General features: G+C 68.6%; 13 protein-coding genes and 2 pseudogenes. 8 read left to right on the forward strand and 7 right to left on the reverse strand.

Features of this window, described 5'->3' with window-relative positions; translation table 11 throughout:
* Window positions 1–68 precede the first annotated feature (68 nt).
* Together I1A62_RS24375 and I1A62_RS24380 are read left to right on the forward strand one after the other, a co-directional pair.
* On the forward strand, window positions 69–914 hold the full coding sequence (locus I1A62_RS24375) for a DUF4097 family beta strand repeat-containing protein (protein ID WP_219460471.1): 846 nt from the start codon (window positions 69–71) through the stop codon (window positions 912–914).
* A 74-nt stretch (window positions 915–988) separates the two neighbouring features.
* On the forward strand, window positions 989–2,209 hold the full coding sequence (locus tag I1A62_RS24380) for a cytochrome P450 (RefSeq protein ID WP_219460473.1): 1,221 nt from the start codon (window positions 989–991) through the stop codon (window positions 2,207–2,209).
* Window positions 2,210–2,241: 32 nt separating this feature from the next.
* Here the strand turns inward: I1A62_RS24380 and I1A62_RS24385 are convergent, their stop codons facing one another.
* The 4 genes from I1A62_RS24385 to I1A62_RS24400 all read right to left on the reverse strand — a co-directional run bounded on the left by I1A62_RS24385 (window position 2,242) and on the right by I1A62_RS24400 (window position 6,106).
* On the reverse strand, window positions 2,242–2,547 hold the full coding sequence (locus I1A62_RS24385) for a DUF899 domain-containing protein (protein ID WP_257890906.1): 306 nt from the start codon (window positions 2,545–2,547) through the stop codon (window positions 2,242–2,244).
* Between the two features lie 10 nt (window positions 2,548–2,557).
* On the reverse strand, window positions 2,558–4,378 hold the full coding sequence (locus I1A62_RS24390) for a zinc ribbon domain-containing protein (protein ID WP_219460476.1): 1,821 nt from the start codon (window positions 4,376–4,378) through the stop codon (window positions 2,558–2,560).
* Between the two features lie 196 nt (window positions 4,379–4,574).
* On the reverse strand, window positions 4,575–5,774 hold the full coding sequence (locus tag I1A62_RS24395; protein WP_219460479.1) for an RNA polymerase sigma factor: 1,200 nt from the start codon (window positions 5,772–5,774) through the stop codon (window positions 4,575–4,577).
* Entirely contained in the window at window positions 5,771–6,106 is a 336-nt protein-coding gene (locus I1A62_RS24400; RefSeq protein ID WP_124391476.1) for a YciI family protein, read from the reverse strand. The genes I1A62_RS24395 and I1A62_RS24400 overlap by 4 nt, the downstream gene beginning before the upstream one ends.
* A gap of 146 nt (window positions 6,107–6,252) precedes the next feature.
* On the opposite strand from I1A62_RS24400, the gene I1A62_RS24405 reads away from it, so the two are divergent.
* On the forward strand, window positions 6,253–7,422 hold the full coding sequence (locus I1A62_RS24405) for a serine hydrolase (RefSeq protein WP_219460481.1): 1,170 nt from the start codon (window positions 6,253–6,255) through the stop codon (window positions 7,420–7,422).
* A gap of 26 nt (window positions 7,423–7,448) precedes the next feature.
* Here the strand turns inward: I1A62_RS24405 and I1A62_RS24410 are convergent, their stop codons facing one another.
* Both I1A62_RS24410 and I1A62_RS24415 read right to left on the reverse strand, forming a co-directional pair.
* Complete coding sequence (locus I1A62_RS24410; protein ID WP_219460484.1) at window positions 7,449–8,354, reverse strand: amidohydrolase; 906 nt, start codon at window positions 8,352–8,354, stop codon at window positions 7,449–7,451.
* 11 nt (window positions 8,355–8,365) lie between these two features.
* Window positions 8,366–9,202: pseudogene (locus I1A62_RS24415) on the reverse strand (alpha/beta fold hydrolase).
* A 77-nt stretch (window positions 9,203–9,279) separates the two neighbouring features.
* Between I1A62_RS24415 and I1A62_RS24420 the strand changes: the two are divergent.
* On the forward strand, window positions 9,280–10,215 hold the full coding sequence (locus I1A62_RS24420) for an alpha/beta hydrolase (protein WP_219460486.1): 936 nt from the start codon (window positions 9,280–9,282) through the stop codon (window positions 10,213–10,215).
* Window positions 10,199–10,822, forward strand: coding sequence for a hypothetical protein (locus I1A62_RS24425; protein ID WP_219460488.1), 624 nt, complete (start codon window positions 10,199–10,201; stop codon window positions 10,820–10,822). Before I1A62_RS24420 ends, I1A62_RS24425 begins: the two co-directional genes overlap by 17 nt.
* Window positions 10,823–10,834: 12 nt before the next feature.
* On the opposite strand, the gene I1A62_RS24430 is transcribed toward I1A62_RS24425, so the two are convergent.
* Window positions 10,835–11,350 (reverse strand): putative immunity protein, encoded by a 516-nt coding sequence (locus I1A62_RS24430; protein WP_219460490.1) that lies wholly within the window; start codon window positions 11,348–11,350, stop codon window positions 10,835–10,837.
* Window positions 11,351–11,430: 80 nt separating this feature from the next.
* Here I1A62_RS24430 and I1A62_RS24435 point away from each other — a divergent pair, with 80 nt between their 5' ends.
* From I1A62_RS24435 to I1A62_RS24445, 3 genes and pseudogenes are all read left to right on the forward strand, one after another.
* Window positions 11,431–12,096, forward strand: coding sequence for a HEAT repeat domain-containing protein (locus tag I1A62_RS24435; RefSeq protein ID WP_219460492.1), 666 nt, complete (start codon window positions 11,431–11,433; stop codon window positions 12,094–12,096).
* Window positions 12,097–12,108: 12 nt separating this feature from the next.
* A complete protein-coding gene (locus tag I1A62_RS24440; protein WP_219460496.1) occupies window positions 12,109–13,110 on the forward strand; it encodes a MerR family transcriptional regulator in 1,002 nt (333 codons plus the stop codon).
* 490 nt (window positions 13,111–13,600) lie between these two features.
* Window positions 13,601–14,953, forward strand: a pseudogene (locus I1A62_RS24445) (amino acid permease); the annotation flags it as partial.
* Window positions 14,954–14,971: the final 18 nt, after the last annotated feature.

Genomic DNA, 14,971 nt, shown 5'->3' on the forward strand with positions numbered 1-14,971 from the left:
GTGCATCCCGCCACACCACGTCCCCGACCTGCGGGACGTGCCACCCACCCATGATGAAGGGGACAACCATGCCCAATTTCGAGACACCCGAACCGATTTCCGTCACGCTCGGGCTCGGCGTCGGCAATGTGTGGATCACCGCGAGCGACCGGACCGACACCGTCGTCGACGTGCTTCCGAGCGACGACTCCGACGAGTCGGACGTCGAGGCCGCCCAGCAGGTCCGCGTCGACTACGCGGACGGCGTTCTTCAGGTCACGGGACCGAAGGCGCGCGCTTTCGACTTCTCCCGCAAGACCAGGTCGGTGAACGTGTCCATCGAACTTCCCAGCGGTTCACGGGTATCCGGTTCGCTGCAGGTGGGAGACCTCGGCGGCACGGGCCGGCTCGGGGAGTGCACGTTCAAGACCTCCGCAGGTAACGTCCGGCTCGAGCGGACCGGTTCCCTGCGCGTGAACACCGCCGCCGGCGACGTCACCGCGGACGGCGTCGCGGGCAATGCAGAGATCCGCACTGGCTCCGGGAAGATCCGCATCGGCGAGACCGCGGGCTCCGTGGTCGTGAAGAACTCCAACGGCGACACCACCATCGACGCCGTCACCGGGGACGTCCGGGTGCGCTCGGCGAACGGCGCCATCTCCGTCGACCGGGCAGGCGCGAGTGTCGAGGCCAAGACGGCCAACGGCAACATTCGCATCGCCGAGGTCGCCCACGGCTCGGTCGAGGTCGGGACCGCGATGGGCGACCTGGAGATCGGCATCGCCGAGGGCACCGCCGCACGGCTGGACGTGACGTCCAAGTTCGGGCGGGTGCACAACCTGCTGGACGACGTCACCCGGCCCGCGGCGTCCGACCGGACCGCCGAGGTGCGTGCGCACACCTCGTTCGGCGGCATCACGATCCGCCGTTCCTGATCCACTTCCAGCCCTGGAGAAAGGGAAAACCCATGACCGTCAGGCACACTCACCCGGCACGAGAAGGACATCCGATGAGCCGAACCGTTCCCGTCCCGCACGGCCTTCCCATGGATCGCGACGCGGGCCCGTTCGACCCGCCGAGCGCAATCACCCGGCTACGCGACGCTCGACCTGTCAGTCCGCTGGTCTTCCCCGACGGTCACGAGGGCTGGCTCGTCACCGGCTACGACGCGGTCCGCCGGCTTCTGGCCGACACCCGGTTCAGCTCCCGCTCGGACATCGGCATTCTCCACGTGCCGTACGAGACGCCCGGCATGCCCGCCGCCACCGAGCCGTCCCCGCAGGTGCCGGGACTGTTCATCGCGATGGACGCGCCGGACCACACGCGGTTGCGGCGCAAGCTCACCGGCGCCTTCACCGTGCGGCGCATGAAGCAGCTCGAGGAGCACATCGTCGACGTCGTGGAGCGGCAACTGGACGAGATGTCGGGCCTGCCCCAGCCGGTCGACCTGGTGAAGGAGTTCGCGCTGCCCGTGCCCTCATTGGTGATCTGCGAACTGCTCGGCGTTCCCTACGCGGACCGGGCGACGTTCCAGGTCAACACGGCCAAGTTCCTGGTCAAGGATCAGGCGCTCGACGAGAAGATGGCCGCGTACGGCGCGCTGACCGGGTATCTGGCCGAACTGGCCGCGCTCAAACGCGCCACGCCCGGCGAGGACATCCTGTCCGACCTGGCCCGCGACGACGACCTCACCGTCGAGGAACTGATCGGCATCGCGTTCCTGCTGCTGCTCGCGGGCCACGAGACGACCGCCAACATGCTGGCGCTGGGCGCCTTCGCGCTCCTGGAGCACCCCGAGCAGCTGGCCGAGCTCCGCGCCGACCCGGACCTGATGCCCGATGCCGTCGAGGAACTCATGCGCTACCTGGCCGTCGCCGACATCTTCTACCGCTACGCCACGGAAGACATCGAACTCGGCGGCGAAACGATCGGGCAGGGATCGACCGTCGTCGTCTCCCTGCTGGCCGCCAACCGCGACCCCCTGCGTTTCGACAACCCGGACACCCTGGACATCCATCGCACGGCCCGCGGTCAGCTGTCCTTCGGCCACGGCGTCCACCTGTGCCTGGGCCAGCAACTGGCCCGCCTCGAGATGCGCGCCGGCTTCGCGGGACTGCTGCGCCGCTTCCCGAATCTCGAGCTCGCCGTCCCGGCGGGCGAGGTGAAACTCAAGTCCGACATGAATATCTATGGTGTGCACGCACTTCCAGTGCGTGCCTTCGGCCCGTGAGTACTTATTAACGTCGGGCGGTTGATAAGTACTTACGGGCGAAGCAACCGGGACCACTGCGCGGTGGGCCGTCCGTCGGTGCGCATGATGTCCCGCGTGCGACGCTCCCACCGCTGCGGCCACCCGGCGGGCGAGTCCTCCCACGACTCCTGACGCCCGTACGTGGTCATGTCGAGGAGCCCGTACGTCGGAGCCATCGGTTCCAGGCCGCGGCCGCTGGTCCAGAACGTCTCGAACACTCGGCCGCCCTGTCTCAGACAGCAGACCAGCGGCGCCGGCGACCGTGGCCGGTCGCCGAGCAGAGCATCCGCCGCGTCCTGCGCGGAGTACCAGGGCACGTCCCAGCGTCTACGTAGATCTCATACCGTCGGCCACGGGTGTGGCGTTCGTTGGAGATGTGCGTGTGTCACGGCTACCCGTATCACCTTGCGGTGGTGTGGGTTTGACCGTGTCCCACACCGACGCTCGAGGTGCAGGATCATGCTGTTTCGGAGTCACCCCCACCCGTCGTGGTGCGGTGGGGATGCTGTGACGGACCCGGCGATGCCGTGGCCGAGGTGGGGTCGGACTGGTCTTGTCCCTGGACCTGCGGACAGGTGTGTGCTCGGCGACCCGGATCGCGGGCAGCTGCCCCCGCCGACGGGTCAGCTTGCCTTTGCCGAGCAGGGCGCGTTTGGCCAGGTTCACCCCGGCGACGTGGTCGCGGTTGCCGCCGAGCAGGCAACCTGAACACCACGCGGTGTGATAGCCGCCGGGACGCGAAAGCGGTTCGTCGCACCCCGGACACAATGCCGAGGATCCGCGGGCCGGCACCACGACCACGTCGACACCGACACCTCCCGCGGTGTGCGCGAGCGCGGCGACCGCTTTACGGCGGGCCGATTGCGCGGCCCGGTTGTTGTTGACCCGTCCGTGTCCGCGGGTCTCGAGAGTGGTCAGGTCCTCGACCGCGATCACCTGCGCACCCGCCGCCTCGGCGTAGTCGGTGACCTGGCGGGCAAAATGGAATCCCAGTTCCCGGTTGATCTTCCCGCGCTTGACGCCCACCGCGGTGCGATGCTCGTTGAGGACGGCGATCTTCTCCTCGAGTTGGGCGCGGACCTCGGGAGGGGCGGTGGCGGCCAGCCGGGTCAACCGGGCCGCCTTGCGGTGCAGCATTTGGCCTTCGGCCTGTAGGCGTGCGAGTTTGGTCCCGAGGCCGCGGTCGTCGTAGGTGAAGCCCCGGTAATCCGACACCAGCCCGTCAGGGTTTTCGGCGACGGTGGCGGCGGCACCGAGCGTGGACGGGGACCAATCCACCCCGACCGCGACGGTCGCCGATCCCAGGTCACAGTCGGGGGCGAGTTCGGTCGCCGCGCACTGCCACAACAGACCACGACGGTCGAGGACCAGGGTTGGCAGATGCCAGTCGGTGATCGCCCGGCCGTGCAGGTGTGCGGGGATGGTGGCGGTCAGCCGGACCCGCCGCCACTGCGCCCGCCCCGCCGGGGCCGGGCAGGTCGGCAGCTTCACCGTCAACACCAGCTCACGGCCTGTGACGGTGAGCTGTGCGAGTTGCCGGTCGGCGGCGGAGAGTCGGGCCATCGCGCTGGTCTGCGGTGGTCCCTGCATGTCGGTGATCCGCAACCGCGTCGACTTCGCCTCGTCGGTGCGGCGAGAGCGTGCGATGAGCTGGCGCCGCACGCCCCGGGCGAAACCCAACGGCACCCAGTCGCCCGGTTCGGTCGGCGGCGCCAGAGTGCCGGTCGCCGCGTCGAAGCGGGCCGACAGTGCCGCGATCGCGGTGTCCCGGTAGACGAGGGTCCGCAGCGTCGCCATCACCTGCGCCGTCACCACCCGGGTCACCCGCGAGGGCACGTAGAGCCCGTCCGGGTAGTGCGGGTTCCAGCCGAGGCGGGACGCGGCGACATGACCCTGTGCGGGCAGCCTGCGGTCCTGGCGGTCGCGACCGGCCGCGAGGACGTCGAACGTGACCGGCTGCCACAGCCGTGCCACCAACTCGGTGCCGGCCGCCGCGATCAGGTCGAGCAGCCACCGCACCCGGGTGCCGACGTCGTCGAGTCCGATCGATTCGCCGGTCGCGTCGTCGACCGCCCGGTACGGGCGGGTGGTGAACGCGAACTGACGCTCCGTCGTCCGAGAAGAGCCGCGATCACCCGGCGAGCTCATTGATTACCCCTCCCCAACCGTGCGGCGCGCCATCACCGGACAAGCCGGTGATGATTCTGCGCCGATCGTGGCGCACAGAACCGGCCGGGCCACGATGCCGGCACCACACTGACGTCATCTATCAACCCCCAACACCGATGTGCCGCCCCATCTCTCGCAAGACCCCGACTGTAACGCCGACCACCGACAGGTACGGTCAGATCCAATGCCGCTCGGCGTCGGTCGGCGCCAGCTCCAGAGCCTGCTCGTACGCCGCCCGGGCCTCGGCGGCGCGGCCGTCTCGGCGGAGAAGATCGGCGCGGGTCGCGGGCAGCAGGTGGTAGTTGTCGAGCCGGCCGGACGCCTTGATCTCGTCGACCAGGGCCAGGCCGGCCGGGATGCCGTCGGCCATCGCGACCGCGACGGCGTGGTTGAGATCCACGACCGGGGACGGCGCCAGCCGCGCCAACTCGGTGTACAGGGCCGCGATCTGCTGCCAGTCCGTGTTCGCCGCGTCGGGTGCGGTGACGTGGCAGGCGGCGATGGCGGCCTGCACCTGGTAGGCACCGGTTCGTCGCATCGCCAGCGCCTGGTCGAGTGTTGCCACTCCTTCGGCGATCAGCGTTCGGTCCCACCGAGACCGGTCCTGGTTCTCCAGGGTGACGAGCACGCCGGCGTCGGTGCGCGTCGCGCGCCGGGACTCGTGCAGCAGCATCAGCGCGAGCAGGCCGCGCGGCTCGGGTTCCCCGGGCATCAGCCGGACGAGGAGCCGGGCGAGGCGGATCGCCTCGGCGGTCAGGGCCCGTTCTCCGTTCTCCTCGTCGTAGCCCTGGTTGAAGATCAGGTAGAGCACCGCCAGGACGGCGGCCAGTCGCGGTGGCAGCAATTCGACGGGCGGCACCCGGTACGGGATCCCGGCCTCCCGGATCTTGCGCTTCGCGCGGACGAGACGCTGCGCCATCGTGGACTCGGCGGTGAGGAAGGCCCGGGCGATCTCGGTGGTGCTCAAACCGGCCAGCGTCCGCAGGGTGAGGGCGACCCGGGCCGGGAACGGCAGCGCCGGATGGCAGCAGGTGAAGATCAGCCGCAGCCGCTCGTCAGGAATCTCGTCGTACGGCAGCTCGTCCTGGTCGCGGACCGGCACGGCGAGCTGGCGCACCTTGCCCGCACCCACGGCGGCACGGCGCAGACGATCGATCGCACGGTTGCGGGCCGTCGCGGTGAGCCACGCACCGGGGCTCCGCGGAACGCCGTCGCGCGTCCAGCTCGTCAACGCGACGGCGAACGCGTCCTGCGCGCAGTCCTCGGCCAGATCCCAGTCCCCCGTCATGCCGATCAGGGTCGCAACCACCTGACCCCACTCGTCCCGGAACGCCGCAGCGACGGCGGAAAGGACTCGGTTCTCGGACTCCGTCATTCCCACACGGGGCGGATCTCGACGCCGCCCCACCGCGCGTAGGGATGGCCGGCCGCGATCTCGATCGCCTCGTCCAGATTGGCGCACTCGACGATCACGAATCCGCCGACGAAGTCCTTGGTCTCGGCGAACGGCCCATCCGACACCAGAGTCTCGCCGTCGCGGACCCGGACCGTCGTGGCGTCCACCACCGGCCGCAGCCGCTGGCCGACGAGCAAACCGCCCCGCCGCTGCACATCGGCCCACCACGCCTGATGCACGGGGTCGGCCTCGAGCTCCTCGTTCGTCGGCGATACCGACTCGTCGTCGCAGATCAGCAGGACGTACTTCATACTCCGATCTTGCCCGAGCGGTGGCCGCACGGTCACCGGATCGGCCGGGGCGCACCCGCCGTTTGCTCCCCGCGCGGCGTCGGCGACGGTAGATTCACGTATCGCTGCTCCCGCAAGATTCCCGCTCGTCGAAGGGATCGTCCGTTATGAGTAAGCCGACTCACCGGTGGGTGCGCCGCGGTGCATCCGCCGCCCTCGCCGTCGCCATCGGATTCGCCACCCTCTCCTGCGGATCGGATGACACCGGCGGCGGTGGGACGGAGTCGAAAGCCCCGGAATCCCCCGACGCCGCGAAGATCGAACAGATCGTCCAGGGCAAGATGACCGAACTCGACCTCTCGTCCGCCGTGTTCGGGGTGTGGCGCGGCGACGAGCAGGTCACCGCGGGCGCGCTGGGCGGATCCCCGATCGGCGTCCCCGCGACACCCGACATGCAGCTGCGGGTGGGCCAGCCGATGGAACCGATGCTGTCGACGGTGCTGCTGCAACTCGACAAGGACGGCGTCGTCCCCCTCGACAAGCCCATCGCCGAATGGGTCCCCGACTTCCCGCGCGCCGACAAGATCACCCCGCGGATGCTCGCCAACAGCACCACCGGCATCGCGGACTACGTCACCGACCCCGAATTTCTGAAGCAGTTCTACGCCAACCCGATGGCGGGCTTCACCGCGCAGCAGATCTTCGACCTCGCCAACGCGCGGCCGCCGCTGTTCGAACCCGGCACCAACTGGGCGTACGCCCACAGCGACCTGTGCCTGCTCGGCGTGGTCCTCGAGAAGGCCACCGGCACGACGCTCCACGATTTGATCCAGCAGCGCATCCTGGACCCGCTCGGCATGAACTCCAGCGACGTCGTCCTCACACCCCAGATGACGGAGCCGACGCTGCACGGCTACACGAACGAACGTGGCGTCTTCGAGGACTCCACGTTCTGGAACCCCACCGCGTTCCTCAACAGCGGCAACATGAACTCCACCCTCGCCGACGTCTCCGTGTGGGTGCGTGCTCTCGCCGCAGGCAAGCTCCTCCCCGAGGAGCAGTTCAAGGAGATGATGGCCCCCAGCACCGCCGGCCTCGGCCCCATGACGGCGCAGAAATACTTCGCGTTCGGGGTCGTCCACATCGACGACTGGCTCTACATGAACCCGGCATTCGGCGGCTACAACGGCGTCGCCTTCTACGACACCAAGACCGACACGACGATCGTCGTCTACTGCACCCTCGGACCGAAAGCCAACTCCGACACCAACAACGCCGTCCCCATCGGCAAAGACATCGGCGCACTCCTCGTCCCGGACCGACCCCCGAACGTCTGATCCCCGCTGTGGCGCGTGTGGTGAGCCTAACGCGCCGGCAGGCGATACACCCGCCGCGCGGTGTCGCCGAAGAAGAGCGCCTGTTCCGCCGACGACAGGTCGTCGAGGGCCGCCTGCACGGTGGACACCATGGTCTCGCTGTCCCACAGCAGATGGTCGATCGGGTAATGGGAGGCGAACATGCATCGTCCGGCGCCGAAGATCCTGAGCGCCGTCCGAATCCAGCGACCGATCGCGTCCGGGGAGGTTCCGAAGATGAGGGCGATTCCCTGAAACTTGAGGACGACGTTCGGAAACCGACTCACCGCACCGAGGCGTTCTTCCCAACGGGAGAAGCCCTCGGCGGTGAGGTCGACGGGCCAACCGACCGCCTCCAACACGAAGGTGGTGTCGGGAAACGCCGCAATGAGTTCGTGCGCGCCGGGTAGCTGCTCGTCGTATACGAGCAGATCCCACACGAACCCCGCATCGGCGACCTTCTCGAACCCGCGCAGCCAGGCCGGGTCCGACAGGTAGTCGCCCCGCGCACTCAGACGCTTGACGGGGTCGTCCGCCCAGTACAGCGGCTGCCGCACCGCCTGGACCACCGGCAGATCCCGGTATCGCGCGAGAACATCTGCCAGACCATCCGATTCGAGCTGAGCGGCCGCGATGAAGGCGTTCGGAACGCCGACACGATCGGCGCACTGCTGAACCCAGACGGCCTCCGCGACACCGTCCGCTGCTCCGAACTCACATGCGACCGAGGCCGTGACGGGTATCCGGTCGACCTGTGCCCGGTAGTCGTGCGGCAGGTATCGGTGTGCCGCGTCGTAGTAATTCGACAGCAGGGCGGTCAGTGCAGGTGGGCGGTTGTCGATCCACGGGTACGTGAGGCCAGGCAGGTTGATGAAGTGATGATGCGCGTCGACAATATCCACCTCACGCAGCATATTTCACTGCGTCACGACCGGCCGTTGAAACTGTCCACGGCGGCGGCCACCGCGGCGGCGAATCCTTCTCCCCCGTGCCCGGCGTCGTCGAGCACGACCAACTTGCTGCCGGGCCAGGCCCGCGCGATGTCCCACGCGGTGTCCAACGGCCCGGACACGTCGTAACGTCCGTGCACCAGGATCGCCGAGATGCCGGCGAGGGCGCCCATCCCGTCGAGGATCTCGTTCGCGGCGAGGAAGCAATCGTGTGACCAGTAGTGCGTCACCAACCGCGCGAACACGCTCCGGAATACGGGATCGGCGTAGCGCGGGTTCGGCTGCCACCCCGGCATCAGCGAAACATGCGTGTCCTCCCACGCACACCACCTCACCGCCGCGGTCCGGCGCACCTCCGGGTCCGGGTCGGCCAGCAGGCGGGCGTAGGCGGCCGGGAGGTTTCCCTACCGTTCGATGTCCGGGACACCAGAGACGAACTGGTCACACTGCTGCGGGCACACGCGCCCGACGCCGGTGACGATCCACCGCTCGATCCCGAGATGCTCACGCAGACGCTCGATGTCGTCGACCAGGTGCGCGGTCGTGTTCGACCCCAGGTCGTAGTCGGGGCCGTCCGCGAGCGGCGTGCTGCGACCGCACCCGCGCTGGTCGAACAGCACCGCCCGGAACGCGGTCGGGTCGAAATAGCGTCGCGCTCCCGCGGTACTCCCCGAGCCCGGTCCGCCGTGCAGGTACACGACGGGGATCCCGGTCGGGGTCCCGACGGTCTCCCAGTACACGCGGTGACCGTCGGAGACGTCGAGGAGTCCGGACTCGTACGGCTCTACCGCCGGATATAGTGCGTCGCCCACCGCCTCACCCTGCCACGGCGCCGGACGGTCCGCGCGTCACGAGATGGAGTGCGGGTCCAGTCCGTACTGTGATCTCGATGCACTTCGGACTGTCTGATCTGATCGACCCGCGCCTGCTGCCTCTCGTCGACGCGTCGCGTGCGTTCTACGCGCAGCGCGTCGCCGGTCGGGGTCCGAGTAGCTGGGAGGAACTTCGATCGGTCCGCGCCGAGGCCCCCGCCCCCGCCCAGTCCCAACCGCCGGCTGTCGAGGAGGTCGTCGTCAGCGGTGGTCGTCGAGTCCCGCTGCGGATTCACGCCCCTGTCGGCCGGGCCGCGACGGGTGTCTACCTGGAGATCCACGGCGGCGGGTTCTACATGGGGTCGGCCGCCGGCAGCGACGTCCGCAACCGCCGGCTCGCGGACGCGCTCGGCGTCGCGGTCGTCAGCGTGGACTACCGGCTCGCTCCGGAACACCCGTGGCCGGCCGCACCCGACGACTGCGAGGCCGCCGCACTCTGGCTCGCCGAGCACGCCGCGGACCGCTTCGGGACGACGACACTCTCCATCGGCGGCTTCTCGGCCGGTGCAACGCTCGCGATGACCACGCTTCTACGGCTGCGCGATCGGGGGATGTTCGCCTTTGATTCCGCCGTCCTGCAGTTCGGAACGTACGACCTCAGCGCTCAGACACCCGCCGGACGCCTCATCGCCGACGAGTACTTCCTCGACGCCTACGCGGGCGCGGCGTCGGACCGCACTCATCCCGACCTCTCCCCGATCTATGCCGACCTCACCGACCTGCCTCCGATCCTGATGGTCGTCGGCAATAAAGACATCCTGCTGCAGGACAACCTGGCCATGGCCGCACGACTGTCCGCTTCGGGCGTCGACGTCGATCTCCGTATCTACCCGGACTCGCCCCACGGATTCACCGGCCACCCGACGCCGATGGCCCGGGCGGCACACGACGACATGCAGATGTGGCTGAACGGCCACCGACGCGAGACTGCAGGAGGTGATCGGCATCAGTGAGCGCCGTTCGAATCAGTTGTCCGACAGTTCCGTTCCGGTAACGCCGATCGCGCCGCTCTGGGATCGCGGCGAGGTGATCGGCGCAGCGGTGCTGGCGGTCGCGGGGATCGCCTGGTTCGGCTGGGCACAGGAGGACCCGCCCGCACCGTGGGTGCCCTACCTGGTCGCCGGATCGGTGATCTCGGCGCTACTCCTGGTCGCGCTGGTGGTGCTGCTGGTGCGCCGGCTGACGACGACCGGCTCGGCGATGGCCGACCCGCGGGTCCGCCGCCACTACTGGCTCACCGTGGCGGTGGAGGTGGTGCTGATCGTGGGCGGAAACCTCCTCCTCGCCGCGGTCGGGCATCCGGCGTACGACGCGGCGTGGACGCTGTTCGTCGTCGGTGTCCACTTCATTCCGCTGGGCAAGCTCTTTCACGCCCGGGGTCTTGCGCTGACCGGTGTCGTCGCGGCGCTCGTCGCGGTGGCTGCTGCAGGTCTCGGGCTTGCCGATGCCGTGGCGCCGAGCGCGGCGGCCGGTGCCGGGGCCGGGGTCGTGTTCATCGGTTACGCCGGCTGGGTGCTCGGACGGGGACGCCGTCCCGCCCGGACAGGTGACGCTCGGTGAAACGACGCGCGCTCAGCAGTCGAACACCGACCAGCAGATGTCGTTCCGCAACCGCTGGTCGTCGAGTACGAGTGCACGAATCGCCTCGGGGAGTTGGTCACGCTGCCAACGGCACTCACGCCGTCCCGCTGCGTCGCCCTCCCCGGCGGGCGCGGCAGCACGTGCGGCCTTGATCGCATAGGCGGCGGCACCGAGTTCGTGCGCCGCGACGTGCGCGACCGCCCCGGCCTGCCCCGCAGCGTAGGCGGCGTGCCGGGCGGCTCCACGCAGGTCTCTGGCCGCCCCCATCGCATGACCGCCGGCGGCGCGGGCCTCCATCATCTTCACCTCCCCACGCACCCACGCGCGGGCGTTCTCGATCGCGTCACGCGGTCGTGCGTCGTCGGGCCGAACCGACTCGAACAGGTTCAGCACATGCTCCGCGCACGATGCCGCCCACAGGGCCAGAAGCTGGTGATCCGCGTCGGTGAGGGTGCCACCGCGGCGGATCGTCACGAAGCGCGGGTCTCGGACCTTCGGGAGGATCATGGCTAGATTTTCCACCACGCGCATCCACCCGGCCCTTGACCCTGACACAGTGACAAGGACTCGAATGGTCGGCGAAGGAGGTGGTTGCCGTGAACACAACCAACCAGGGTGGGCCGAATGCTCACCTCGTCGACGCTCTGGCCGCGACCGACGCGTCGGCTCGGCTGCGGGCGGCGCTCGCCGCGGGCACGCACCCCGATCCCCGATTCGCGGACGCTCTCGTCGATCGGTGTGCCGTCGAACCGGATTTCTATGTCCGCGACATGCTGACCTGGGCTTTGTGTCGCATGCCGGGCGAGGTCACGGTGCCGAGACTGGTCGACGAGCTCGTGTCCGGCTCCGCGCAGGGCCGCAGCCAGTCGCTGCACACCCTGTCCAAGATCGGGGATCGGCTCGCCTGGCCCGCGGTGTCGGCACTGCTGCACGACGAGCACGACGAGGTCGCGCGCAGCGCATGGCGGGCGGCCGTGGTCCTCGTGCCACCCGGCGGGGAGGCTGCGCTCGCGGCCGAACTGGTGACCGAACTCGGACGCGGCGACCATCAGATGCACCTCAGCCTGAGCCGTGCCTTCGTGGAACTCGGGGACGCTGCCCTACCGGTCCTCGACGTAGCCGGGACGAGTCCCGATCCGCACGTTCGCGCGCATGCCGATGCGACGAGGCAGCTCTGCCACGACCCCGACAGCGGATTCGCCCTCTCACTCGAGACGGCGAAGCGCGTGGCTGTCGCCGGTCCGGACATGTAAGGAGGAGATGGGATGTTGATCGGCGAGGTCTCGCGGCGGTGTGGTGTGAGCACGCGGATGCTGCGCCACTACGACAGGTTGGGACTGGTCGAGCCCACCGGCCGCACGTCGGGTGGCTACCGCGAGTACTCCGCCGACGACATCCGACGGCTCTTCCACGTCGAGAGCCTGAGGACGTTGGGGCTGTCGCTGAACGAGGCCAAGCGCGCACTGGACGAGCCCGATTTCGCACCGGCCGATCTGGTGGGAGACCTCATTCGGCACACTCGCCAGCGGATCGCCGCCGAGGAGGAACTGCTCGGCAGGCTCGAAAGCGTCGACGCTGCCTCCCCCGTGGAGTGGGACGACGTCCTGAACCTCGTCACCCTGTTGCGGGCGCTCGAATCGGAGTCCGCCGCCCGGCGTCAACAGGCGATCCTGTCTGCGAACGGGAAGGCGTCGCTGCCCGTCGAGGCGTTGGTCGAGGCCGCCCTCACGGAGGACGACCTCAATGTGGCCGGCGCGCTGCAGTGGTCGTTGGCGAGGATCGCCGGTCGAGGACTCGCGGATCTCGCCCACGGCCTGGACGCGGAGGAGGTCGACGTCCGGCGTCGCGCCACCACCGCGATAGCGGCAATCCACACCGAGGAAGCCGCCGAACATCTGAGACGTGCCCTCGACGACCCGGACGCCACGGTCCGCGGATACGCGGCCCTGGCGCTCGGCTCTCGCGGGAACGGCGAGTCGATACCCGTCCTCCTCCAGATGGTCGTCACGGGTCGGCTCGACGTCGAGGCCGCCGAGGTGCTGGGTCTGCTGACGACCCTCTCTCCGACGGCCGACGACATCGTCGGGGCCATGCAAGACACGCTCGACACCATCGACGACGCGCCCTCCCGGTTGCGAATCACGCAGGCACTCGCCGAGATTCCCGGCACCGCGGCACGGAAGGCGCTCATCCGGCTGACCCACGACGACGATCGGACGATCGCCTCCACCGCGGCAGCGATCATGCAGGCGCAGGACCGCGGATAATTCCTGACACAGTGTGCCGGGGGTCGGGTGCGAGCATTGTTCCGAAGCCCCCGGCGGCACCGTAGATGAGGACGGCGTCCCTCGTCGATGCGATGGTCGTGAGGTAGACGGCGAGGCAGACACCGATGCTGGCCAGGGTTGCGATGTACGGGGATCCGAGATGGTAGTTGCAGCCGCCGGTGCTTCCGCGATGCGACCACCGGCAACGGTCCGGTCTCGTGAGCAACGCCGGCGGATCGTCACCCACGAAACCGAGCCCCTCTGAGCGATACGTTCGATCGGCCAAGTAGCTGCGAGGATTTTCGTTCGATCCGCCGATCACACGGCCGTGGTGATCGTCTTTAGTTGCAGAGAGCTTCGTATGAGGCACGTCACGTGCCTCCCGACATCGAGGTCTTGCGGAGAACGACGAAAGGGAAGCCCCCATGTCCATCGCCGAATTACACGACCAACACTCGCGGCACGCAGCTTCGATCCGGACCGGGCGCTCATGAGCAGCGCACCGGAACTGAAGAAGGCGCTCAGCCAGCGACAGCTGACGATGATCGCCATCGGCGGCGTGATCGGCGCCGGCCTGTTCGTCGGATCCGGCGTCGTCATCTCCGACACCGGGCCCGCGGCCTTCATCACCTACGCCGCCAGCGGCATCCTGATCATCATGGTCATGCGCATGCTGGCCGAGATGGCCGTGGCGAACCCGTCGACCGGATCGTTCGCGGACTATGCCCGCAGCGCGCTCGGCAACTGGGCCGGCTTCTCCGTCGGCTGGCTGTATTGGTACTTCTGGGTGATCGTCGTCGGCTTCGAAGCGATCGCCGGCGCCAAGATCATCCAGTTCTGGATCGACGTCCCGCTGTGGTTGTGCGCCCTGGTGCTGATGGTCCTGATGACCGCAACCAACCTGTTCTCCGTCTCGTCCTTCGGCGAGTTCGAATACTGGTTCGCGGGCGTGAAGGTGTTCGCGATCTGTCTGTTCATCGGGCTCGGCTCGCTCTACGTGTTCGGTATCTGGCCGAACAAGACGATGGACTTCTCCAACCTGTGGTCCCACGGCGGCTTCCTGCCGCACGGTCCCGCCGCGATCACCGTCGGTGTGGTGACGGTGATCTTCTCGATGGTCGGCGCCGAGGTCGCGACGATCGCGGCTGCCGAGTCGGAGGATCCGGAGAAGGCCGTTGCCAAGGCCGCGAACTCGGTGATCATGCGCATCGCGGTGTTCTTCGTCGGCGCGGTGTTCCTGCTGGTGACGATCCTCCCCTGGAATGACACCGACCTGGCGGCCTCCCCCTTCGTCGCCGCGATGACCGAGATGGGCATCCCCTACGCCGACAACATCATGAATGCCGTCGTGTTGACGGCGGTGCTGAGCTGTCTCAACTCGGGGATGTACACCTCCTCGCGCATGCTGTTCGTCCTGGCCGCGCGCCGCGAGGCGCCACCTCTCCTCACCCGGGTCACCCGGCGCGGCGTGCCGGCCGCCGCGATCCTGGTGTCCTCGGTCGTCGGATTCCTCTGTGTCATCGCCGCCGCGATCTCGCCGGACACCGTGTTCACGTTCCTGCTGAACTCGAGCGGCGCGATCATCCTGTTCGTCTACCTGCTGATCGCGATCTCGCACATCGTTCTTCGTTTCCGCACCCCGGACTCCGAGTTGCGCGTGAAGATGTGGTTGTTCCCGGTGCTGTCGCTGCTGACCACCGCGGCAATCCTCGGCGTGCTGCTGCAGATGTACCTGGAGGACAGCGCCCGGTCGCAACTGGTCCTGAGCCTGCTGTCCTGGGCTGTGGTCATGGTGTTGTTCCTCGCCAACAAGTGGTTCCTGAGTCGTCGCCAAGCCGTCGAATCGCCCCTCACCGCGGCG

Source organism: Rhodococcus sp. USK10, from assembly GCF_019378875.1.
In the GTDB taxonomy this organism is placed as follows: Bacteria; Actinomycetota; Actinomycetes; order Mycobacteriales; family Mycobacteriaceae; genus Rhodococcus_F; species Rhodococcus_F pseudokoreensis.

Excerpts from the sequence above, each read along its gene's own strand:
- I1A62_RS24400 (WP_124391476.1), bottom strand. The coding sequence starts at position 6,106 with ATGAAGTACGTCCTGCTGATCTGCGACGACGAGTCGGTATCGCCGACG.
- I1A62_RS24420 (WP_219460486.1), top strand. The coding sequence starts at position 9,280 with ATGCACTTCGGACTGTCTGATCTGATCGACCCGCGCCTGCTGCCTCTC.
- I1A62_RS24430 (WP_219460490.1), bottom strand. The coding sequence starts at position 11,350 with ATGATCCTCCCGAAGGTCCGAGACCCGCGCTTCGTGACGATCCGCCGC.
- I1A62_RS24390 (WP_219460476.1), bottom strand. The coding sequence starts at position 4,378 with ATGAGCTCGCCGGGTGATCGCGGCTCTTCTCGGACGACGGAGCGTCAG.
- I1A62_RS24375 (WP_219460471.1), top strand. The coding sequence starts at position 69 with ATGCCCAATTTCGAGACACCCGAACCGATTTCCGTCACGCTCGGGCTC.
- I1A62_RS24440 (WP_219460496.1), top strand. The coding sequence starts at position 12,109 with ATGTTGATCGGCGAGGTCTCGCGGCGGTGTGGTGTGAGCACGCGGATG.
- I1A62_RS24380 (WP_219460473.1), top strand. The coding sequence starts at position 989 with ATGAGCCGAACCGTTCCCGTCCCGCACGGCCTTCCCATGGATCGCGAC.
- I1A62_RS24395 (WP_219460479.1), bottom strand. The coding sequence starts at position 5,774 with ATGACGGAGTCCGAGAACCGAGTCCTTTCCGCCGTCGCTGCGGCGTTC.
- I1A62_RS24405 (WP_219460481.1), top strand. The coding sequence starts at position 6,253 with ATGAGTAAGCCGACTCACCGGTGGGTGCGCCGCGGTGCATCCGCCGCC.
- I1A62_RS24410 (WP_219460484.1), bottom strand. The coding sequence starts at position 8,354 with ATGCTGCGTGAGGTGGATATTGTCGACGCGCATCATCACTTCATCAAC.